Genomic DNA, 22,312 nt, shown 5'->3' with positions numbered 1-22,312 from the left:
TAAAGCTAAGATTCAACAATGGCATGGACAGCAATGACGGATACACTTTCTCTTCAACTTGATAGCTACGCAGATCAAGACATCACCCAAGAAAAACTACGCCAAGCATTAACAGCATTTGCAGAGCATCAAAAACAACGGTTTTTCCAACATGTTCCTATTGCTGATCTCGTCACTGAACGCAGCTGCTATATCGATCTATTACTCCAACGTTTATGGCACTTTTATGGTTTTTCACTACAGGAAGATTTAGCGTTAGTCGCGGTTGGCGGTTATGGTCGAAGTGAGCTCCACCCCTTATCTGATGTTGATATTCTTATTTTAAGTGAAAGTCCTATTGAGGAGGCTGTCGGTACCAAAATCAGCGAATTTGTTACGCTTTTGTGGGATCTACGCTTAGAAGTAGGACAAAGTGTCCGTACCGTAACTGATTGCTTTAACATTGGCAAAGACGATTTAACTGTTGCTACCAACCTTACCGAAGCCCGCTATCTTTGCGGTAACAAAGCCATCTTCGAACACCTTACTGGAGTCTTAAACTCAGAAAACTTTTGGCCTAGCCATGTGTTCTATCAAGCTAAACTTGAAGAGCAGAAAGTTCGTCATGCTCGCTATCACGACACCACTTATAATCTTGAGCCCGATATAAAATCGAGCCCCGGTGGTCTTCGTGATATTCACACCTTAAGTTGGGTTGCTCGTCGTCATTTTGGTGCCACCAGCTTATTTGAAATGAGTCGTCATGGTTTTCTTACTGATGCTGAATATCGAGAACTCGTCGAGTGTCAAAATGAACTCTGGCGGATCCGCTTTGCTTTACATATTGAACTGCGTCGTTATGACAACCGTTTAACCTTTGATCATCAAGCATCAGTCGCAGCAAACCTTGGCTACCAAGGTGAAGGGAATCAAGCGGTTGAAATGATGATGAAAGAATTCTATCGCACCCTACGCCGCGTTGCTGAGCTTAACAAAATGTTGCTTCAGCTGTTTGATCAAGCAATTATCACGAATAAAAGAGATGTCGCGCCAGTTGTATTAGATGAAGACTTTCAAATTCGTGGGCACTTAATTGAAGCGACCAAACCCGCTTTATTTCAGGCTCGTCCCGAAACCATTTTAGATATGTTTCTACATGTGGCAAAAAACTCTGAAATTGAAGGTATTGCGGCGCCAACACTGCGTCAATTACGTACTGCTCGTCGTCGTTTAAATCGTTTTCTCATTGATATTCCTGCTGCCCGTGAAAAATTCATGGGGCTTGTACGCCAACCCAATGCGTTGCAAAAAGCCTTTCGATTAATGCATCGTCATGGCGTCTTGTCTGCATACTTACCGCAATGGAGTCACATTGTCGGTCAGATGCAATTTGACTTATTCCATGTCTATACCGTGGATGAGCACAGTATTCGAGTGATCAAAAACCTCAATAAGTTTGCAGATCCTGAAAACAAACAACGTCATCCAATTTGCTGTGAAGTCTATCCTCGTATTGTCAAAAAGGAGCTGTTGATCCTCGCCGCTATTTTCCATGATATTGCCAAAGGGAGAAAAGGCGATCACTCAGAGCTTGGAGCGGTTGATGCCTATGAGTTTTGTATTCAACATGGGCTTTCACGCCCAGAAGCCAACATCGTGTCATGGCTGGTGAAAAAGCACTTACTAATGTCAGTCACAGCACAACGTCGTGATATTTACGATCCTGAAGTAGTAGCAGAGTTTGCTAAGCAAGTTCGTGATGAAGAGCGCCTTGATTACCTTGTTTGTTTAACCGTTGCCGATATTTGCGCCACTAACCAAGACTTATGGAACAGCTGGAAACGCACCTTGCTTGCTGAACTTTATTACTCCACCCAAAAAGCGTTACGTCGAGGGCTGGAAAATACCCCTGATGTACGTGACCGCATTCGCCACAATCAACAACTAGCGTCAGCAATTTTACGTAGTAAAGGTTTCCAGCCTCGTGAAATTGAAGTGTTATGGCAACGCTTTAAAGCCGATTACTTCTTACGTCATACCCATAAACAATTGGCTTGGCATGCCGAAGCACTATTGCAACACGATCATGAAAAGCCACTCATTTTATTGAGCAAAAAAGCCACGCGCGGTGGTACAGAAGTCTTCGTTTACAGCAAAGATAAAGCCAAACTGTTTGCTATTGTGGTGTCAGAGCTTGATAAGAAAAACTTAAGTGTCCATGACGCCCAAATCATGAACAGTAAAGACGGTTATACCCTAGATACTTTCATGGTGCTTGATCCTAATGGTAAAGCGATCAATGAAAACCGCCATACCACGATCCGTCGAGCATTAACCAAAGCGCTCACTGTCATGAAATCAGAGCGTAAGATCCGCCGAGCACCTCGTAAGCTATTGCATTTCAATGTCCCAACAGAAGTCAGTTTTCTACCAACCAAAACTGGTAAAAAAACCATGATGGAACTGGTTGCCTTAGATATGCCAGGCTTACTTGCTAAAGTGGGCTCAGTGTTTGCCGAGCATAACGTTAGCTTACAGGCCGCAAAAATCACCACCATTGGAGAACGGGCTGAAGACTTCTTTATTTTAGTTAATGAGCAAGGTAGCCATCTAACCGAAGAGCAGCAAGAGATCTTAAAAGCGTCACTGATCAAAATGATTAATAAACACGCCTGATTTAATTTTCATAACGAACACAATTGATAACAAAAAAAGCCTGCGTAATGCAGGCTTTCTTTTTAAAGTTGGACAACAAATTGATCAAACCAATCTTGTGCCACTTCTAACGGCTCAAAGTGTATACCAGCATCAATATCTAACCTTGGCTGTAATGATTTAGCACCAAGCTCTGAAAGTAATGCATCAAATTGGCGTCCAGCGCCACAGAAACGATCTTCACCGTAACTCGAATCACCCATAGCAATCACACCAAAACCTTGCTCAGGTAACAATGGGAACTGATCTTGTAATGCGACATACAGCGGCAGTAGATTTTCAGGGATCTCGCCTTGCCCTGTTGTCGATGAAATGATCAACACCGTATCATCTTTATAATCAAGAAAATCATCGAGTGTCGGATCAAAATACACTTGAGTATCAACCGATGCCGCGCTGCTAGCTAATGCTTCTGCAAGATCTTCTGCGCCACCATAAACAGATCCAATAAAAATACCTAACCGAGCCATTGTGCCCTCCATTGCCACTGTTGTGTTATTACCACTGTGGCAATGATAAGCTTAAAAATCAAGCCAGTGAGGTTTGACTTGTGAAAGCGCGATTAGTCTCGCACTAATAGATCTGATGACCAATTAAATGCCGATATTACACGTTGCCATGTTTCATCGATATCAGCACGAATATCAATCGGCTCACCTGTGATCGGGTGAGCAAACTGCAACCTTGATGCATGTAGCATTAAACGATGACAATCATAATGTTCACGGAACATGCGATTATGACGTCCATCACCATGATTAACATCACCAATGATATGGTGACTTAAATGATGCATATGACGACGTAACTGATGCTTACGTCCTGTCTCTGGTTTCATTTCCACTAAGCAATATCGACTGGTTGAATAGCGACCTACTGCAATGTCAGTCTCGACTGTAGCTAGTGGTTCATACGCCGTAACAGCAGGCTGCGCTTCTTTCTCTTCCGATGCATTTTTATCGGCGATTTTATCAAGCTCAACCTTGAGTGGATAATCAAGCACCGCCGCTTCTTTTATCCAACCACGTACCACTGCATGATAGGTTTTATGCATATCGCGACCAGCGAACATTGGCATCATTTCTGCTGCAATTTCACTTGATAAACCAAACAACAATACACCTGAAGTCGGGCGATCAAGGCGATGTAATGGGAACACATGTTGGCCGATTTGATCACGCAATGTTTGCATCACAAAAACAGTCTCATGACTGTCTAACCAAGAGCGATGCACTAACATACCCGCAGGTTTATTTACCGCAATTAAATATTCGTCACGGTATAAAATTTCAAGTTCCATTACATGTACTCAGTGTTGTTTAAATAGTAAATCAAGCTGACAAGTGATCGCTAAAATCGCCTCAACACCTGTTTGCTCTTTCATGGCCTCTTCAACATAAGGACTAATTTCAAACCTTTCAGGCAAAGGTAATCGCAGCGCAATTAACTGACCAAATTTAGGTATAAAAATCCATTGCAGCCATTGATGACAATCAAGTGTATCTATTGCAAAAGGCTCTGTACTAGCCAATGCTTGAGGATCAGGAGGCGTTAATTGCCAATGACAATGTTGGCGTAAAACCACTTCTAACTCATCAAGTAGACGCTGGCTATGATGATACTTATCCATTTTTCCTCCTGAACTAAAGCCGCGCAGAATAGCATCGGATAACACATCACCCAAGGATTTGTTCATTTGTGCCCTATTCCACTCTCACAACACTTCATCCCATATATTGATATAAAAATAAATCCTTTCGTGAATAGGTAGGATTGCCCCGTTGCAAAAGTTATACTGAATTTCTGATTGAGGAGCACAGATATGTCCATGGATAAATTTCACACCCTAACCCAACTACTTGATAATGCAGGCTGTCAGTACAATATTTTTGATCTCGGCCGCCGTGTTAACGAAATTGACGTTTCACAATTTAAAGCGGTAGAAGACAATCGCCAGCCTTATCCATGGTCATTACAGCAACACGCACACTTAGCCATTTCATTTTGGCAGCCAAACCACTCGCCATGGATTTGGTTTTTACGTTTGCCGCTTGACGAACGTGGTTTATTAAAACAAGCCGCTGTGGGTGATTTTATTAAGTATGTGATTGAGGCTATGGGCGCGACACTCAATGCTGAGCCAACAGAAGAAGAGCAAGAAAAACTAGCAGCCAATCCTTATACTTTTAAACCTACTGATGACAAGATGGCTATTTTCCATGCTCAACTTCGTCAACAGTTAGACTTACCTGCCAGCCAATATTATGAGCATGCGCAGCATTACTTATCAGGTCAATTGGATTGGGAACAATGGCAAGGTGTTGGCTTACAAGGACTCGCTGATATCTGTGCGCGAATGAAGCAAGAAAATAATGCGACTTATATCCGTAAATCGATTACGAATTTACCGATAACACCGCTTTACGCTTTATTAGGCTGTTTAGAGCATTGTCCATTATCAGACACACTGAGTGCGCGTATTAATGAACACCTTGACGCTGAAATCAATAGCGACAATCCTGACATTTTTCTGGTATCAGCATTAATCCGTGCCTTATCGGGTAGTAACATCTCACTGTTACATCAATCACTTAAGAATATTCTCGATAAACCTGAACTGTGTCATCGTGAAGTTTTAATTGCCATTGCTGGTCGTTGCTGGGCTGGATTATCAAGCATCGACATTGCGGCTAAATTCTTATTGCGCCTAGCTCAAACAGAAGATCAAGCACTGTTTAATCAGCTGTTTGCCGATCTTGTTATGCTACCTGCTCTACGTGGCATCATGCTGCAAGTATTACATGGTCAAGCGGAGCCTGAATTGATCGCTGCAATTCAAAAATTACAACAACATGCGCGTGGGCAGTAATTAGCCTACTCTCGGGAATTAATCGATGGAAAACTTATTAGGAATACTGCTCGTTGCAATCATTGCTTTTTTATTCTGGCAGCAGCGACGACAAACCGAGCTAGCGCAATATTTTATTGAGCAACGCTGTAAAAATATGGGATTACAGCTGCTAAGTTTTGCTAGAGGTAAACACAAGCTTAAAGATCACCATGGTGAATGGGGTTGGCGGACAGTATTTATCTTTGAATTTTCTGCTGATGGACATGATGCTTATCAGGGCTACTTAGAAATGAAGCGCCTACGAGCAAGTCACTTCTTTATTCCACCGCATCGGTTGCCTGAAGGTGAAGAGTATTAATTTTTAGCCACAAAAAGAACGGGCGCAACATCTGTTGCGCCCTATGGCTTTACATGTAGCACTTCCCGCTACTATGGTGCTCCCTGCTATCAATCCTTGATATACTTAAGTCCCCAGTGTAACTCCAAACCCCATCCAAGAGTTGCTCTTCGGTAGTTCCTTGACCCGTCAATATATCCGATACTGACTCTCTCTCCCGTTCCTGGAGGTGTCCCTACTTCATCCTAAAGTTGTTCCTGACTTCATCAATGAAGGTATTCCCTACTCTATCCTAGAGTGTTCCACTTACTCCATCCTAGAGCGCTATCCCTAAACTTCGTTCCTAAAGTGTCCGTGTCATCCAGACTAGTAAATGTCCTAATTTACTGCACCACATCCTGTAGTGTCCTGCACAATCCTTGTTAGATAGCTCCGCTATCTATTTCTCATCCTGAGATTAGCTAATCCTTAGCTGTTCTAAATCCAATGTCGTTCCCTTTCGACACGATAAATATTACCGCATTAGTCATTGAGAACAACATATATATAGAATATGAAAGAATAAAACATTTTATTAATATGTTAATTATTTGGTTAAGCGCTTGATTATATTTATATATTGAAAATCTATTACTCTTTTTCTAATGCAAAAAAAGAATTACTCCCACAAGCTTGTAAGAGATCTCTTACAAGATGAATGGCTAAATAGACCATAAAGTCTAATAAAATAGGCAGATCTAGGCCAAAAATAGTAATAATGTTAAAAAATCGATCGCATAGAAGTGAAGGAGGTGAAGCGTGTGGAAAGTTTTTCGAAGGCAGAAAAAAGAGCGGGCGCGACTTTCGTCGCGCCCTTAGGTCTTACTTGCAGCATTCCCGCTACTATAGTGCTCCCTGCCTCATTCCTTTGACTGCCGTTTCCTTCAGCATTGTCCTTATACTTCGTCCTGAAGTTGTTCCTTTGGTTATCCTAACCCGTCATCACATCCTGTTCTGACTCTCTTCTCCTTCCTGGAGGTGTCCTTTACTTCGTCCTGAAGTGTTCCATCTGTCATCCTGACTGGTAAATATCCTATTTACCTTACCGTATCCTACGATGTCCCTTCACAATCCTTGTTTGATAAACCATCCTAGTTCACCAACTTCTCATCCTGAGATACTACATCCTGTAGTCAATTCCTGTTCCGTTCCGTCAGTTCCTTCCGACACCATTAATATTACGTTATGCACCATTAAAAACCTACACCCTTAAATTTATTTATTTTTCAGAAAAAATAAACCACAAGGAGAAGATTGATAAAATAACAATAAAAACATAATGTTAATTATTTAATATAAGATATTTTTGAAACCTAAAATGCATATTTCCCACGCCTTTGTAAGAGATCTCTTACAAGAAAGCTAGAGATTAGTGATTCTTATATTTTCACATTCTTTTACATTTGGTGTTTTCACTGCGGAAATGGCGCAGTAAAGCCACAACAAATGACCTTAAGCACAATAAAGGTGGGGGAATCAATAAAGATATTTTTCTTCAAATAAAAAGAGAGGGCGCAACTTTCGTTGCGCCCTTAGGTCTTACTTGCAGCATTCCCGCTACTATAGTGCTCCCTGCCTCATTCCTTTGACTGCTGTTTCCTTCAGCATTGTCCTTATACTTCGTCCTGAAGTTGTTCCTTTGGTTATCCTAACCCGTCATCACATCCTGTTCTGACTCTCTTCTCCTTCCTGGAGGTGTCCTTTACTTCGTCCTGAAGTGTTCCATCTGTCATCCTGACTGGTAAATATCCTATTTACCTTACCGTATCCTACGGTGTCCCTTCACAATCCTTGTTTGATAAACCATCCTAGTTCACCAACTTCTCATCCTGAGACACTACATCCTGTAGTCAATTCCTGTTCCGTTCTGTCAGCTCCTTCCGACACCAATAAGATTACGCTATTGGTTATTTTAAACAATCTACCCAAACCAATAGTTTATAAAATAATGAGATTCTATAAATACCAACGCTATTAGAATCAATATAAATCATTAACTTATCGTTAATAACAAAGAAATCAACTAAACATGTAATCGATTTATCTTACACCTTTGTAAGAGATCTCTCACAAAGCCAAGAGTCAAAAAAGACAATAGGAATGCACTATACTTTGCTTAGTATCTAAGTCATGATGATAAGGAACTGCTCATGGAGCCATTCCAGCACAATTTATCCAATCTATTTAGTCAATTAGGGCTAAATAACTCTGATGAATTTATACAAGTGTTTATCACTCAGCATCAGCTGTCTCAGCAACAACATATAACTGAGGCACCTTTTTTCTCAAAGGTACAACGCCGATTTATTCAAGAGTGCCAAGAGCAAGATGCAGATTGGTGTGAGGTAATAGATCAACTCGATGCATTACTAAGAAAGTAAATGCGGTTATAGATGTAGGATACAAAAAGAATGTCGACAATCACTCAAGAATTAGAAAGTGTCATTGCAGCATTAACAACCGAAGGTAAAGAGCCTTCTGTTGCACTGATCAAAGCACGATTATCTAATCCCCTGCCAATTCCTGTGATTATTAAAGCACTGCAAGCATGGAAGAAAAACGCAAAAGTACCGACAATTGAAAAGCAAACCAAAACATTAACCGCAGATGAGCGCATTGCACAATTGGAGCAACAAGTCACAGCCCTATCTGAGCGCTTAGCAAGATTAGAAGCACAACAATAATAAAAGGCTCCCTCCGGCTGTCTCTTGATCACAAGTCATTGTGTTCAAGAGACTTAGCTAGTTCATATCCTTCAAGGATGGTTTGTAACCTAAACCATCCTTGCCATAATGTCTTTACAGAAGCGCGACCCGTCCGCTTGGTATCTTTCCAACCACCTAACCGTGCAATACTTTTGTAAGCCCACGATATATTTGGTGCTTCTTTGGGCAGCTTTTTCTTCTCCAATTTTAACCACATAAGCTTCCACGCTTTACCTTTTAACACCCGTTCACAACAGCTACTAGATAACTCTTTAGATTCGTTCATAAATCTTAACTGGAGTAAACGAGTAGCAATAAATGCCAAAATAACACTGAGCCTTTCTAAGTTATCTTTACTTTGCATTCTCAGTTGTTCAACTTGCGTGCCTTCACTTTTCCAAACCTTGTGAAAATCTTCTATCAGCCAACGACGCTCATAATAACTGACGATGTTAAGTGCTTCCTCTTTGTTCGTTACAGGCTCTGATGTCAGTAAATGCCATGCGAGCTTGTCGTCACTCTCACCTTGCTCTATACATCCAACATAGTAGAGAGAGATATTATCGAACTCTTTTTTATTAGCGGGAGACTTAAGTGTCACGGGAGCATATTTGATGTCTAGATGAGCCGTGCGAGACTTACGACCGCCTTTTTGCGGTATTTTTAGCTCTTTGCTTCATGCTGATAACAACTTGGAAGCGTAGTCATAAAGACGATTATCATGCTCCTCGATACAGCGACTTTGCATTGAGCGAACGATAAATCGTTGTTGTTGCTCGTGCTTGTAAGTGAGGTACTCGAATAAATCGGCTTCTCTATCACATACAGAAATAACCTCTGACATTTTCTCGCCTAGTCGCTCTGCAACATGGCGAGATGCTTGTTCCCATTTATAACTTTCTTTTTCTTTGTATGGTCGAGTTGCGTGCTGGTGTCTTTGACCACGTTTTTCAATATCTCGGGTCCAGCGTTGTTGTTCGATTAAACCAACTACAGTGTGAGTTTCGGGAGCAAAAAGCAATGTTGAATGAACGAACATTGCTCGGTGTCGATTACCTTGATTGGAATGCCCGAGTGTATCTTGTATGCTGTGATGTGAGTAACTTAGAGAAGTGGTATCTTCCAATGCAAGCAGTGTTTGTTGCTCTAAAGCTTCTTGTGCTGTGACATAGAATCCAGCTTCTGCAATATCTTCTGCTTTGATTTGGTCATTACGAATAAAGCGATAAGCCCCTTCCATATCGGCTGGGGAGATGATGAGTTTTGAGATAGGGATACCAGGTTGTTCAGCCAGAGAGGTAGCTAGAGCAACGAGTCTTTGAGTACGTCTTGGGTCATTAAGATCGGCTTGACCGAATTGTTTTTGAGCCCAAAGCGTTGGTTCTATATAGGTCATCATAATCATCCTTATCATTGCTTAGTTGATCAGATCATGAAACATAAAATTAGTTCAAAAAAATCCCCAAGCATTGGCTTAGGGATTTGTGTATAAGAGACAGCCCTCCGGAGCCTTTTGTTTTAATGCCGTTAGTGTACTTTGCTATTGGAAGTTCCAAGAGAGATTTGAAACCAAGCGACAATCATCACACTTAAAATGGAATAAGCCGTGTAATGGCTCTCCTACTCGCCAATCCTGACCACAACTAGGACAAGTACGACTCGCTTCACTTTCTAGATTTTCACCACCTACACGATATAAATAGTAATAGGTTGGTACTTGAGTCTGGCGCTCTAAATTCTCGCGCAGCTTATTACCACGTATAAATAGCTCACTATCAATGTCACCAATTTCATGTAGTGCCATTTCAATCGCTGGTTTGCTCTTATTCGCCATTTGAATTTCATCAAACGCTTGCCATTCTGTTTGCCACTTCACCAACGCTTTATGATCACCATCAATCGGTGCTTGAGTTTGATATAACGGGATCGGCAATAATGAATCACCACTACGTAATGGCGAGCACGTGTGGACATAAGTAGTGTATAACACTTGCCATGTAGGACGCGCAGTTTCTGCCACTGATTCTGAATTTAAATCAACACCTAGCACTTTAATTTTCGGTGCTAATAAACAAGCATCACTGAGCAACTCAAAACAACGGGTTACCTGTGGGCTATTAAATTTAGGATGCAGACTGTCTTTTTCAGGGCATACGGCACGTACACGAAAAATCCCGTCATCAATCGTAATTGGAAACTCACGCCCTAACACCTGACCGTTGTAACGCAAGTCATCCATCAAACCATTAATCGCACGATCAACACGAGATAAGGTCGTATTATCAAAACACTCAAACTGTAACTCAACAACGTACACGTTTTTATTCCTCGATAAGCACTGGTTGCAATTGCGTTAAAAATTGCTCCACGCTTTCAGCAAGCACTTTTCGTACATCTTTACCCAATGTTTCAAGCAGTACATTACCCGTTAAATTACAGATAGAGATCACTTCAAATTCAGCTTCTAATGCTGCAATAAATACTGTTGGTTTTAACTTTAAACGACGCTGCGTTACTAAGTGGCCCAAAATATTTTGTTGAAGGCGGTCAATATCTTCTTCATTAAATGCTTGGAGAAGATCTAATTCAATCTCGCCAAATTTCGCCTGCATATCACCACTAAACTGTGAACAGTAAAACGCATGAATATCGTCATGCAATGTCAGTTCAATGCCTTTTTCAACCCCGTCTAAGCGTCCCATTGGATTTCTTAGCTCAGGTTTCCATGTCACAGCATCGCCAGAGTCATGAACAACGCACGGTGAATCTAAGCCAACAAGATCATGACTTTCTGGAAAACCGCGATCTGCATCACACCATACTTGCAAATAACGAGAAGAAAAATCAGATAAAGCACGGGTAACTAGATGATTCATTCGCAACCTCATTAAAGATTCAGTAAACTTTAGGTTTGAAAACCGTTTTTACGGACTATCAATTCTAATCCAAGAGTGTCATAGACAGTATGAGTAAATATAAAGACGCTAAAGAATTAGCAGGTTTAACCCTTGGTAAAACCACTGAGTATAAAGATCAGTACGATCCATCGCTACTACAAGCAGTGCCAAGAAGTCTAAACCGTACCGATCTTAATATCAGTGATGATGCACTCCCATTCACTGGCTATGATATTTGGACGTTGTACGAATTGTCTTGGCTAAACAGTAAAGGGTTACCGCAAGTTGCTATTGGTGAAGTGCGTCTACCTGCATCAAGCCCAAATCTTATCGAGTCAAAATCATTTAAACTGTATCTCAACAGCTTCAACCAAACGCGTTTTGAAAGCTGGCAAGATATTGCAGACACACTACAAATCGATTTGTCTCGCTGTGCAGGTGCAAATGTTGATGTCACCATTCAACCACTTGAAGATTTCAGTGAGCAGCCTATTGTGAATTTCTTTGGCGCTTGTATTGACGATCAAGATATTGAAATTGACGATTACAGCTTCAACCCAGCACTACTTGAAGGCGGTGTTGAAGATGAAGAAGTGGAAGAAATCCTACACAGCCACCTACTAAAATCTAACTGCTTGATCACTAGCCAGCCGGATTGGGGTAGCGTGCGTATTGCTTACAAAGGCAAGCGTATTAATCGTGAAAAACTATTGCGCTATATCATCTCGTTCCGTAATCACAACGAGTTCCACGAGCAATGTGTAGAACGTATTTTCAGCGACATCATGAAATACTGTAAACCAGAATTATTGACGGTTTATGCACGTTATACTCGCCGTGGTGGCTTAGATATCAACCCATATCGCACAAATATGGGTAAATCTCCTAGTGATAACTTCCGCTTAGCTCGTCAGTAATTCGACCTCGATAGCGAAAACAACATTAAGTCCAGCAAAAAAGTTTACTTTGCTGGACTTGATGCCTTAAGCCAGTAAAATCAACACTATTCGTTTTTTGCAGTCTTGGGATGATATGTTTTTTCGCCGTTTGCTTTGTACTGGTCTCGTTTTATGCTCACTTTCTTTCAGCCTACAAGCAAAAGTCTACACTGTCCCAATGCTTTCCGAGGCCAATGGTTTACTATTAAGTCAGCCAGAGCGTGCCCTTTCGCTTACTGAAAAATACCTCAGTCAACGCCGTCTAAGTAAACCTCAAGATCCTGCTCGTGTTCATATTAATGAAGAGAGCGATCACACTATTCGCACCCCGTTGAACACGGTTAATGCACTCCAAATTCAAGCAAAAGCGCTATCTATTTTGCATCGCTCTGAGCAAGCTATTTCAGTGGTCAAAAAAGCTGAACAAATTGCGAGTGATAATGGCCTTATTTACCCTCTTTACGAAAGCCGTTTATTACTGGCGGAATTCTATTGGGAAAATCTGCGTAATAGTGCCACTGCATTAAAGATGCTCGACAGCATCGAAAAAGAAAGTCGTAAAGCCCCATCACTAAAACTGACTAAACAACTTCAAGTACTTAAATACCGCGCATTAATGCTACGCGCCAATATTGAGTCAAACATTGGTGCCGATGAAAAAGCTGAAAAGCTCTACATCAAAGCGAAAGGCTATTTGGTTGCTCTTGATGATCAAGATGAATTGATTAACTACCAATTAAAACTAGGTCAGCATTACTTAAAACATCATCATTATGATATGGCGTTGGATCGCTTACTCAGTGGCTATTGGCTAGCGGTTGAAACCGATGACCAAGGACAAATCGCGCAAGCTAACTACTACTTAGCCGAGCTATTTGATGAGCGAAAAGTCTATGACAAAGCGTTAGATCACGCGACCCAAGCTGGTGAGTTTTTCGAGCGTTACAAGCGTAGCCAACAGCTAGCAAAAACCCTGACTTTAATTGCTTCTATCTATGAGCAACAAGGGCGTTACAACCTAGCATTAGTGCATTATTTCAATGCTTTAGATCAGGAAAACCAGCTTCAACACGAGGTTCGTTCAGCACGGTTACGCTTGAACATTGCTCGTGTTTACCTGCATTTGTATAACTACACCAAGGCTGAGCAATATATTGTTCAAGCCCGTAATTTGGCGCAACAAAGTGGTAATGAGAAGATTGTTGCTGAAAGCCAGATTTTACAAGGTCAACTAGAGCTGGCTGAAAATAAGCTCGATAATGCTGTTACATCACTTCAAGCAGGATTAATTTCCGCAAGCCGTATAGGTGCTATCAAGCTACAACTGATGGGTGAATCTATCCTATCGGAAGCTTTTGAAAAGCAGAACGATTATTACAATGCCCTTTTAAGCCAGCGTCGTTACGAACAACTTTACGCCAGCAAACAAGAAAGTATTGCCAAAAGTAATGTTGAAGTATTTAAGCAGCAGCAAAAAATGATGGAGCGTTCACTGAAACTCGAAGAGATGGAACGTGAACAATTTGAGAGCGAGAAAGCACTGTATAAGCAGCAAAAAGTCTCTATGGTGCTGATTGGCTTACTTGCAGTGATGCTACTACTTCTACTCCGTCGTCAACATATATCAAAACAGCTAAAAGAGCAGCTGTCACAGTTACGAGTAGACTACTACACCCACCCTCGTAGTGGTTTACGTAACTTACGTATGCTCAACGCCCGTTTAGCTAACTCACTGCAACAAAGTAGTGCTAACTTCGAACAATGGCACTTAGGGGAAATCATCAATGAACCACTAAGTGACCGCTTACGTTTCGCGCTTTTTGAAGCAACGTTCTTAAAGCGTATTTATTTAGAACAAGGCTATAAGCAAGGGCTTGATGCGGAAAAAGCGTTTGGCTCTTACTTAAAAGAGCAAGTATTAGAACCTGCCAGGATCTATCACTTCTCTGATGCGATGTTCCTCTACATTGAGCCGAACGCCCGCTTAAGTTGCGATCCAAAACAGCTGGCTGATTCATTACAGCAGCTAGTCGATAACTACACCTTGAAAAACAACCTCAATAACTCTATTCAGGTTGGTATGGCTGAGTATCCATTCTTGCCAAGAGCATACACTGCGATTAACGACCAAGAGCTGATTGATATTTTATTAATGGCTGTGAATGCAGGCCTGAATATGAATGACACAGATCCTGGCAGCCACTGGGTGCATTTATGTGCCATTGATGCTGCACCTGCTGCAAGTTTCGTCTGCGGGGATATTCGTCGCTCTTGTATTGAAGGTATCGACAAAGGGTTAGTTAAAGTACGTAGTTCATCAAAAGCAGAAATTATCTGGAATAATGATCACAGTACTGACACAAAGGTAAGTTAATTTGTTCAGGCTTTTTTTTCGGTGTCGATAATAAACCAGATAAGAAGAAATCTAAGACATTGATTAAAAATTAAAAAGCTTAGATATGATAGGGATATTAATTGTAATTGTATGAATGTGTAACCTGTGACAGATATTAATGCCGTTGTTTCTGAAGTGAGTAGTTTGAAGCAACGTTTAGATCAAGCTCAACTTTCTTACCGTGATGCCTCTTTAAAATCACGGCGTGAAATCGTTATCTTAAAACGTCTGATCACACGTTTGGTCATCGCTTGTCGTGGCATCAATAAAGAGCTTGATGAGCGCTTACAAAGCATCAGCCATGAACTCGAACAACCAACAGACATCAGTAAACTTATTCCACGTCTTGCCATTGTTGAGCGTTTAGTCACTCAACAAGCCGATATTATTCATAAGCAAAATCTTCGTTTAGATCAGAAAATCCATCAAGCAGGTGAAACCTTATCCCGTTATCGTGATCTTCCCGTACAACTACGTCGTGATCTTCGTGCGGTTCTTTCCCATGATTCTGATCTATTACTCGATAATCACTTACGTATTTTGCGTATTGTTGAACTCTATGAGCGTACGATCAAATTGGTCTCTGCCAATAAAGTACCGCAATTGGCACAACACCAAGCTGAGCCAACATCGACTCATCAGCTTGAATTAATCTCCGAACTGCAATATTTGATCACAGAGCTCGATTTTAATGGTGAGTATGGCGACAAACTGCAAGAGATAAAAAATCAGCTAACTAACGATATTGATACTGAAAAGCTAGCAACACTACAATTCCAAGTGCTGCGTTTAATTTTGGATGCCACGTTATACGAGCGCCAAGCATCACAAACATTTTTAAACAATATCAATGGTGATTTAGCTGAACTACAAAAAAACACCAATCAAACAGCAGGTAAATCTTTGGTGATCCACCAGCACCGAGGAGAGTTAGACAGTGAGTTATCGCAAGTATCACAACAACTTAAAACCGAGATAAACACGAATCAAAGCCTTAAAAAAGCGAGCCCAGAACTCACATCTGTCGCACAAGAATTAGATAGCATTGTAGAGCGTAATATTGCCCTAAAAGAGCGTGAACAAGCACTAATAGAGCAACTTCAGCACAACGAGAATCAAATTCAGCAACTTATCGAACAAACACATCACTATCGCCAACGTTTGCAAGATCAAGAAAAAAGCATGCTGCGTGATTCTCTTACTCAAGTGTATAACCGCAGTGCATTTATGGATCGCATTGAACATGAATACCGTAACTGGTTACGCTACCAACACCCGTTAGCGGTTGCGCTGATCGATATTGATAACTTTGCCACAATTAATGATAACTTTGGTCATCTCGCTTGTGATAAGGCACTTAAAATTATCGCAAAATCTATTCAGCAATGTTTAAGTGATACCGACTGTTTAGCGCGAGTGAGCGGTGATAACTTTATGCTGCTCATGCCTGATAGTGATGAACAACGTAGAAAACATCTCCTAACTAAGATCCGAGAAGCCATAAGCCGTTTACCATTTCGGTTTAAAGATAAAAATATTTCGGTTTCAGTCTCCATTGGCGCTACATTGTTTGAAGGAAATGATGATCATCACGCCGTTATTGAACGTACAGAAAAAGCCTTAGTGAGTGCTCAAAATGCCGGAACTAACCGCTTAATTTGGATTTCATAATCTTCACTTATAAACGGTATTTCACCCTGAAAATACCGTTTCTTCCTATAAATCAAATTATTAGTTTGTAAGATACTCCCCTCGCTTTTTATATTCATCACTAGTCAAAGCCTAACTCTCTGTGTATGGTAATAAAAACAACTACAGAATATATTTCCTTCACCGCATTACTCTCTAATCAATAGGAAGGAAATAGCCTTAATAACAGTCTATTACTCTACTTGATACCATATTAAGCCAGAGCCAAGGTGAAGTTTCATTGTTACCAGGGAGGTTACTATGATCACACATATCAGCCCAGTAGGTGCTATGTCCCTACTTTCTCAAATTGAAGTGGATAGCTTAAAAGCGACCGCTTGCAGTGATTTATACCGTCTATATCGTAACTGTTCATTGGCAGTGCTCAATTCCGGTAGTCATACCGATAACTCAAAAGAACTATTAGAAAAAAATAAAAACTTTGATATTAACCTCAAGCGTCGTGAGCGTGGGATCAAACTTGAGCTAGTGAACCCACCTGAGCATGCATTTGTTGACGGTAAAATCATTACAGGTATCCAAGAACACATGTTCTCAGTACTGCGCGATATTCTCTACGTAGATTTGCACGTCGCACGCCGTAACGATATCGATCTTGAGAGTCCACCACATATTACTGATTTCGTATTCAGCTTACTGCGCAACGCACGTACGCTTCATGCTGGTGAAGATCCCAATATCGTTGTCTGTTGGGGCGGACACTCCATCAATGCCACGGAATACCAATACACCCGTGAAGTGGGCAATGAACTTGGTTTGCGTGAATTAAATGTCTGTACTGGTTGTGGACCGGGCGCAATGGAAGGGCCAATGAAAGGCGCTGCTATTGGTCATGCTAAGCAACGCTATGGTAGCAGTCGCTTTATTGGTTTAACGGAACCATCAATTATTGCCGCCGAGCCGCCTAACCCAATCGTTAATGAGCTGGTGATCCTGCCAGATATCGAAAAACGTTTAGAAGCCTTTGTGCGTGTTGGTCACGGTATTGTGATTTTCCCAGGCGGCGCAGGTACCGCTGAAGAGCTACTGTATATTCTGGGTATTTTAATGCAGCCAGAAAATGCCGATCAGCCTCTGCCTGTTATATTGACGGGCCCTAAAGAAAGTGAAGCTTATTTCCGCACTCTCGATGACTTTATTCTCAATACCCTAGGTGAAGAAGCGACGAAACATTATCAAATTATCATCGATGATCCTGCACAGGTGGCGCAAGTGATGAAAACAGCCATGGCAGACATCAAGGAGCACCGCCGTTCCAATGGTGATGCTTATTGTTTTAACTGGTCATTGAAGATCCCAGATGAATTCCAAATGCCGTTTGCGCCCACTCATGAAGCTATGGCTAATTTAGATCTTCACATGGATCAACCTGTTGATAAACTCGCTGCCAATCTACGTCGTGCCTTTTCAGGTATTGTGGCAGGTAACGTAAAAGAAGAAGGCATCCGTGAAATTGAAAAACATGGTCGCTTTAAGATCGATGGTGATAAATACCTAATGGATCGCATGGATAAACTGCTACAAGATTTCGTCGAGCAGCAACGTATGAAACTACCGGGTAGTAAATACGAACCGTGTTATGAAATTATCACCGCTGAACCCGCAACAAAATAATCACAACATTAATGATTATAATTGCGTACAATAAGGAGCCTTAGTGCTCCTTTTTATTTACATAGAAATCATTTATGGCTATTCATCTTGTTGTTATTGATGCTCTTAATCTTATTCGTCGTGTTCATGCCGCTCGTCCGGGTGAGCCAGATGTTCCAGCAACAGCAGAAACTTGTTGTCGAGCATTGAGCAAAATCATCAAGATCAGCCAACCTACCCATATCGTCGCTGTGTTCGATCATCATGGTGACGATCGCGGCTGGCGTGCAGAAATCCTCCCGCATTATAAAGAAGGCAGAAAGCCAATGCCTGATGAGCTCATGACGGGCATGGACATTATTCAAGATGCATTTATGAATATGGGGATTGATTCTCTATTATCTGATGGCGATGAAGCCGACGATCTCGTTGCCACCCTTGCGCTCAAAGTCGCTTCTCGTGGTGAACAAGTCACCATCATTTCAACCGATAAAGGTTACTGCCAACTGCTGCAACCTACATTGCGTATTCGGGATTATTTCCAAGAGCGTTGGCTAGATAGTGCCTTTATCGAAAAAGAATACGGTGTCGCTCCCGATAAGCTGACTGACTACTGGGGATTAGCTGGTATTAGCTCAAGTAAAATTCCAGGTATTACAGGTATAGGGCCGAAAGCGGCAGTGGAATTATTACAGCTTTATCCAAATTTAGAGGCGATCCTTGCTGCTGATGACTTACCAGCTAAGTGGAAAAAGAAAATTGATGGTAATCATGAAATAGCGCTTGCCAGTAAAGCAGCATCAAGCTTAAAAACAGATTTAGCATTAGGGTTTAACCTGCAAGATATTCGCTACCACGTACCGCAAGCGTAAAATAAAACAATAGATACAAAAAACGCCACTGACTATCACTAGCCAGTGGCGTTTTGCTATCTATTCAATCCACGGCATTAGTGTGGAGAGCGTGTATCTAAACGCTGAATGTGAACCGTGATTTCTTCACGATCATGGTAAAGATGCTTCGCTTGAAGCTTAAACTTCACACCGTTTTGGATCAGGAAGACTTTCAGATTTTCAATATCTTGCAGCACTTCATCGTAACGGCCTTTCATTGGTAGTTTTAAGTTAAACAGTGCTTCTTTAGCCCATGCTTTAATTAACCACTCACCCATTAAGTGCGCAACACGTGCTGGCTTTTCAACCATATCACATACAATCCAAGTTACGTTCTTACGCGGTGGCTCAAACTTAAAACCATCAACCGCGTGGTGTTTAACTTGGCCTGTATCCATAAGGCTTTGTGCCATTAAACCATTATCAATGGCGTGAACGAACATAGAGCGCTTCACCAATTGGTATGTCCAACCACCAGGACACGCACCTAAGTCCACACCCCACATGCCCGGTGCTAAACGCTCATCCCACTCATTGCGTGGAATAAATACATGGAAAGCTTCTTCCAATTTTAGCGTTGAACGGCTTGGTGCATCAGCTGGGAATTTTAAACGTGGAATACCCATGAAGAACTGTGAGTTATTCGAGCTGTAAGAGTAACCGACGAAACAACAACCCGGTGCAACAAAACAAACATGTAGCACTGGTTTTTTGCTGTTGTCTTTCGTATATAAGATCTCACGCTTACGCATGGCTTGGCGTAGTGGCACAGTAAACTTACGGCAGAACTTTAATAGCTCTTTTGCTTCGTTCGTATCTGGCGTTTCAACACGTAGATCGCCACATTTCGGCACATCATCACCAATCGCTTCAAGAATCGGTGAGATACGATCATCTGCTGGAAGATCGGTTAGCATTTGCGATGAAGCAAACATTTGACGTGCGAAAATAAGCTGTGAGAACGGCTGTTGTTGGATGAACTTATCCGCATCACCAGCTTGGTAGAATTCAAACAATACGTAGCCTGAATTGTTTTTTACCCGAGGGAAACCAAACAATTCCAGCGCATTTGCTTTGTCTTGAACTTCACCTGCACATTCTTTTTCAAAGCCAGGACGACAATACAATAAAACATGATTCACGTTGGAACCCTCAAGCTGAACGCCAGGTAGCGATTGCAAGCATTACCCAGCCAATAATAAAACATACTCCGCCCATCGGCGTGATGGGACCAAACCACTTAATGCCTGTTAATGCCAACGCATATAAGCTGCCACTAAAGCAAATTATACCAATGGCGAAAAACAGAGCGGCGTATAATACAGCTTTTGACGACAAAAAGCGTGTCAATATTCCACAACCGAGTAACGCTAAGGTGTGCCAAGCCTGATACTGGACGCCAGTTTTAAACACATCCAATAAATACAGTGATAAATGGTGCTTTAAACCATGTGCGGCAAACGCGCCTAGCCCTACCGTTAATGCACCACTGATCGCTGCGATAAACAGTATCCAACGGGTGCGGTTTTCCAATCCGTTAGCCATTACAGGTTTCCTTAATAAAACGAGCTAGCTGCACTACTGTTGTTTCAATGTTTTGCGCTTCGGTATACCCCGAGGCTTTACGCGGTTTAAAGCTATGATCGCCATCAGGCAAGAAAGCAATGTCTACTTGAGGTGAAAACGTCCATTCAGCCATTTCTGCTTTAGTACCAAACGTATCGCGCTCACCCTGTAAAATCAGCGTTGGCGTTGATATGGTTTTTAAATGATCACCGCGAAAGTTTTCAGGCTTACCTGGCGGATGAAACGGAAAGCCTAAACACGCCACACCATTAACTTTTGTCGCACAGTTTTCGACGTCAGGGCTTTCAGCGGCAATGTCCGTTACCATCAAACTTGCCATTCTGCCGCCCATGGATTTACCACCAATCACTAACGCGTTATCTGCAAAGTTTTCAATATGGCGCTGGAAGTCGAGTAGCAGTTTTGGCTGACGATCGGGCGGACGCTTTTTACCGTCTTCACCCCGTTTCACCATATAAGGAAAATTAAACCGAACCACACGAATATCGTGCTTGGCTAACCCTTCGGCAACGGCTGTCATAAAGCTATGATCCATACCTGCTCCTGCGCCATGTGCAAACAAAAAAGTCGCTATCGCAGTGCCTGATTGTGGCTCATTGATCATGTATTCACTGGCTAAGTTCGACATCAGGCATGTCCTCCTGCTCACGACGGGCTTTGGCTAATACCCAATCTCTAAAAATTTGAATACGTCCAGTCTCTGCTTGGCGCTCTTGGCAGACAAAATAGAATGCGTTCTTACTCACCAGCACTTCATCAAATGGACACACTAAACGCCCGGCTTCTAGCTCGGGTTGTGCTAATACATTATTACCAAGCGCAATACCCTGACCGTGTGCTGCAGCTTGTAACACCATGGTCGAGTGACTGAAGATCGGACCTTGGTTTACGTTAACGCCGGAAATGTTGTAATGGCGAACATAGTTCTTCCACTCTTTACGCGAGGTATCATGCAATAAAGTATGAAACTTCAAATCATCAAGGCTATGTAGTGATTTATTTCCCATTAACAGCATAGGTGAACACACTGGCATCATAAATTCTTGATACAGCTTATCAGCACGAAGTCCCGGCCAATTGCCTCGACCGTAATAAATCGCCACATCGACATCATCGGTCAGTGAACCTTCATCTAAATCGACCGCTTTAATACGCACGTCAATATCTGGATGTTGTTCATTAAAATCAGTTAAACGCGGCACTAACCATTGGATAGCAAAACTTGGAGGTAAACTAATGGTAAGTGCACCTTTTGAGCCTCGCTCTAACACCTTATCGGTAGCATCTGAAATGGCAGAGAAAATATCTTTAATATCGAGAAAATACCCCTGTCCTTCTTCAGTTAATAGCAAAGAACGGTTACGTCTTCGGAATAGTTTTAATCCTAAAAATTCCTCTAACGCTTTAATTTGATGGCTAACTGCAGCTTGTGTGACAAATAATTCTTCTGCCGCACGAGTAAAACTCAAGTGCCTTGCTGCCGCTTCAAATACCTTTAATGAGTTGAGCGGGGGTAAACGTCTAGACATACTTTTCTCGACTATTTAATACATTAGTTTTTTTAATCCTGAACATTATAAATTGTCCATTGTTCAACTGCTAGAGAAACCCTATTATTCCTCCCGCAATGTTGAGTTAACCATCTGTTTTTTGCCCTCTGGCTAACCAGCTTA

The 22,312-nt window shown here is 41.7% G+C and carries 19 protein-coding genes and 1 pseudogene; 10 read left to right on the top strand and 10 right to left on the bottom strand.

Annotation, left to right across the window (positions count from 1 at the left end; genetic code table 11):
* The first annotated feature begins 33 nt into the window (after positions 1 to 33).
* Positions 34 to 2,655, top strand: coding sequence for a bifunctional uridylyltransferase/uridylyl-removing protein GlnD (gene glnD, locus Q7674_RS09930; protein ID WP_045065473.1), 2,622 nt, complete (start codon positions 34 to 36; stop codon positions 2,653 to 2,655).
* A 62-nt stretch (positions 2,656 to 2,717) separates the two neighbouring features.
* On the opposite strand, the gene Q7674_RS09925 is transcribed toward glnD, so the two are convergent.
* From Q7674_RS09925 to Q7674_RS09915, 3 genes are all read right to left on the bottom strand, one after another.
* Complete coding sequence (locus tag Q7674_RS09925; protein WP_045065468.1) at positions 2,718 to 3,164, bottom strand: flavodoxin; 447 nt, start codon at positions 3,162 to 3,164, stop codon at positions 2,718 to 2,720.
* Positions 3,165 to 3,256: 92 nt separating this feature from the next.
* Entirely contained in the window at positions 3,257 to 3,994 is a 738-nt protein-coding gene (gene truC, locus Q7674_RS09920) for a tRNA pseudouridine(65) synthase TruC (protein WP_045065469.1), read from the bottom strand.
* A 9-nt stretch (positions 3,995 to 4,003) separates the two neighbouring features.
* Positions 4,004 to 4,324: a YqcC family protein gene (locus Q7674_RS09915; RefSeq protein WP_008986223.1), complete on the bottom strand. Its 321-nt coding sequence runs from the start codon at positions 4,322 to 4,324 to the stop codon at positions 4,004 to 4,006.
* Between the two features lie 198 nt (positions 4,325 to 4,522).
* Between Q7674_RS09915 and Q7674_RS09910 the strand changes: the two genes are divergently transcribed.
* The 4 genes from Q7674_RS09910 (at position 4,523) to Q7674_RS09895 (ending at position 8,605) form a co-directional block, all read left to right on the top strand.
* A complete protein-coding gene (locus Q7674_RS09910) occupies positions 4,523 to 5,563 on the top strand; it encodes a DUF3549 family protein (protein WP_045065474.1) in 1,041 nt (346 codons plus the stop codon).
* Between the two features lie 25 nt (positions 5,564 to 5,588).
* Positions 5,589 to 5,903, top strand: coding sequence for a DUF3301 domain-containing protein (locus tag Q7674_RS09905; RefSeq protein WP_008986221.1), 315 nt, complete (start codon positions 5,589 to 5,591; stop codon positions 5,901 to 5,903).
* Between the two features lie 2,168 nt (positions 5,904 to 8,071).
* Entirely contained in the window at positions 8,072 to 8,302 is a 231-nt protein-coding gene (locus Q7674_RS09900) for a DUF2789 family protein (RefSeq protein WP_008986220.1), read from the top strand.
* Between the two features lie 30 nt (positions 8,303 to 8,332).
* Positions 8,333 to 8,605 carry a hypothetical protein gene (locus tag Q7674_RS09895; RefSeq protein ID WP_008986219.1) on the top strand — a complete coding sequence of 91 codons (273 nt, stop codon included), beginning with the start codon at positions 8,333 to 8,335 and terminating at the stop codon, positions 8,603 to 8,605.
* Positions 8,606 to 8,633: 28 nt separating this feature from the next.
* Here Q7674_RS09895 and Q7674_RS09890 read toward each other — a convergent pair.
* The 3 genes and pseudogenes from Q7674_RS09890 to syd all read right to left on the bottom strand — a co-directional run bounded on the left by Q7674_RS09890 (position 8,634) and on the right by syd (position 11,502).
* A pseudogene (locus Q7674_RS09890) lies at positions 8,634 to 10,022 on the bottom strand (IS4 family transposase).
* 144 nt (positions 10,023 to 10,166) lie between these two features.
* Positions 10,167 to 10,943, bottom strand: a complete 777-nt coding sequence (locus Q7674_RS09885; protein WP_045065854.1) for a Zn-ribbon-containing protein — start codon at positions 10,941 to 10,943, stop codon at positions 10,167 to 10,169.
* Between the two features lie 4 nt (positions 10,944 to 10,947).
* On the bottom strand, positions 10,948 to 11,502 hold the full coding sequence (syd, locus tag Q7674_RS09880; RefSeq protein WP_045065855.1) for a SecY-interacting protein: 555 nt from the start codon (positions 11,500 to 11,502) through the stop codon (positions 10,948 to 10,950).
* Positions 11,503 to 11,591: 89 nt separating this feature from the next.
* Between syd and queF the strand changes: the two genes are divergently transcribed.
* From queF to xni, 5 genes are all read left to right on the top strand, one after another.
* On the top strand, positions 11,592 to 12,440 hold the full coding sequence (gene queF / locus Q7674_RS09875; protein ID WP_045065857.1) for an NADPH-dependent 7-cyano-7-deazaguanine reductase QueF: 849 nt from the start codon (positions 11,592 to 11,594) through the stop codon (positions 12,438 to 12,440).
* Positions 12,441 to 12,555: 115 nt separating this feature from the next.
* Entirely contained in the window at positions 12,556 to 14,835 is a 2,280-nt protein-coding gene (locus tag Q7674_RS09870; protein WP_107229712.1) for a tetratricopeptide repeat protein, read from the top strand.
* 126 nt (positions 14,836 to 14,961) lie between these two features.
* Positions 14,962 to 16,527 (top strand): GGDEF domain-containing protein, encoded by a 1,566-nt coding sequence (locus Q7674_RS09865; protein ID WP_305423640.1) that lies wholly within the window; start codon positions 14,962 to 14,964, stop codon positions 16,525 to 16,527.
* 279 nt (positions 16,528 to 16,806) lie between these two features.
* Complete coding sequence (gene ppnN, locus Q7674_RS09860) at positions 16,807 to 18,180, top strand: nucleotide 5'-monophosphate nucleosidase PpnN (RefSeq protein WP_045065859.1); 1,374 nt, start codon at positions 16,807 to 16,809, stop codon at positions 18,178 to 18,180.
* Positions 18,181 to 18,254: 74 nt separating this feature from the next.
* A complete protein-coding gene (gene xni, locus Q7674_RS09855; RefSeq protein WP_023933424.1) occupies positions 18,255 to 19,031 on the top strand; it encodes a flap endonuclease Xni in 777 nt (258 codons plus the stop codon).
* Between the two features lie 77 nt (positions 19,032 to 19,108).
* Here xni and rlmM read toward each other — a convergent pair whose 3' ends face one another.
* The 4 genes from rlmM to Q7674_RS09835 are packed head-to-tail and all read right to left on the bottom strand — an operon-like array spanning position 19,109 to position 22,168.
* On the bottom strand, positions 19,109 to 20,194 hold the full coding sequence (rlmM, locus tag Q7674_RS09850; protein ID WP_008986211.1) for a 23S rRNA (cytidine(2498)-2'-O)-methyltransferase RlmM: 1,086 nt from the start codon (positions 20,192 to 20,194) through the stop codon (positions 19,109 to 19,111).
* A gap of 10 nt (positions 20,195 to 20,204) precedes the next feature.
* A complete protein-coding gene (locus Q7674_RS09845; RefSeq protein WP_045065860.1) occupies positions 20,205 to 20,597 on the bottom strand; it encodes a DUF423 domain-containing protein in 393 nt (130 codons plus the stop codon).
* Positions 20,590 to 21,267, bottom strand: a complete 678-nt coding sequence (locus Q7674_RS09840; RefSeq protein WP_045065862.1) for an alpha/beta family hydrolase — start codon at positions 21,265 to 21,267, stop codon at positions 20,590 to 20,592. The genes Q7674_RS09845 and Q7674_RS09840 overlap by 8 nt, the downstream gene beginning before the upstream one ends.
* On the bottom strand, positions 21,248 to 22,168 hold the full coding sequence (locus tag Q7674_RS09835; RefSeq protein ID WP_045065863.1) for a transcriptional regulator GcvA: 921 nt from the start codon (positions 22,166 to 22,168) through the stop codon (positions 21,248 to 21,250). Before Q7674_RS09835 ends, Q7674_RS09840 begins: the two co-directional genes overlap by 20 nt.
* Between the last annotated feature and the right edge of the window lie 144 nt (positions 22,169 to 22,312).

Origin of the sequence: Photobacterium leiognathi, from assembly GCF_030685535.1 — a bacterium.
Lineage (GTDB): Bacteria > Pseudomonadota > Gammaproteobacteria > Enterobacterales > Vibrionaceae > Photobacterium > Photobacterium leiognathi.
Note: the sequence above shows the minus strand (reverse complement) of the source record. Positions and strands in the feature narration are given on the sequence as shown.

Coding starts and splice junctions, on each gene's coding strand:
- Q7674_RS09835 (WP_045065863.1), bottom strand. CDS start 22,168: ATGTCTAGACGTTTACCCCCGCTCAACTCATTAAAGGTATTTGAAGCG.
- syd (WP_045065855.1), bottom strand. CDS start 11,502: ATGAATCATCTAGTTACCCGTGCTTTATCTGATTTTTCTTCTCGTTAT.
- Q7674_RS09910 (WP_045065474.1), top strand. CDS start 4,523: ATGGATAAATTTCACACCCTAACCCAACTACTTGATAATGCAGGCTGT.
- Q7674_RS09895 (WP_008986219.1), top strand. CDS start 8,333: ATGTCGACAATCACTCAAGAATTAGAAAGTGTCATTGCAGCATTAACA.
- xni (WP_023933424.1), top strand. CDS start 18,255: ATGGCTATTCATCTTGTTGTTATTGATGCTCTTAATCTTATTCGTCGT.
- Q7674_RS09870 (WP_107229712.1), top strand. CDS start 12,556: ATGTTTTTTCGCCGTTTGCTTTGTACTGGTCTCGTTTTATGCTCACTT.
- Q7674_RS09900 (WP_008986220.1), top strand. CDS start 8,072: ATGGAGCCATTCCAGCACAATTTATCCAATCTATTTAGTCAATTAGGG.
- truC (WP_045065469.1), bottom strand. CDS start 3,994: ATGGAACTTGAAATTTTATACCGTGACGAATATTTAATTGCGGTAAAT.
- Q7674_RS09905 (WP_008986221.1), top strand. CDS start 5,589: ATGGAAAACTTATTAGGAATACTGCTCGTTGCAATCATTGCTTTTTTA.
- Q7674_RS09845 (WP_045065860.1), bottom strand. CDS start 20,597: ATGGCTAACGGATTGGAAAACCGCACCCGTTGGATACTGTTTATCGCA.
- queF (WP_045065857.1), top strand. CDS start 11,592: ATGAGTAAATATAAAGACGCTAAAGAATTAGCAGGTTTAACCCTTGGT.
- Q7674_RS09915 (WP_008986223.1), bottom strand. CDS start 4,324: ATGGATAAGTATCATCATAGCCAGCGTCTACTTGATGAGTTAGAAGTG.
- glnD (WP_045065473.1), top strand. CDS start 34: ATGACGGATACACTTTCTCTTCAACTTGATAGCTACGCAGATCAAGAC.
- Q7674_RS09925 (WP_045065468.1), bottom strand. CDS start 3,164: ATGGCTCGGTTAGGTATTTTTATTGGATCTGTTTATGGTGGCGCAGAA.
- Q7674_RS09840 (WP_045065862.1), bottom strand. CDS start 21,267: ATGTCGAACTTAGCCAGTGAATACATGATCAATGAGCCACAATCAGGC.
- ppnN (WP_045065859.1), top strand. CDS start 16,807: ATGATCACACATATCAGCCCAGTAGGTGCTATGTCCCTACTTTCTCAA.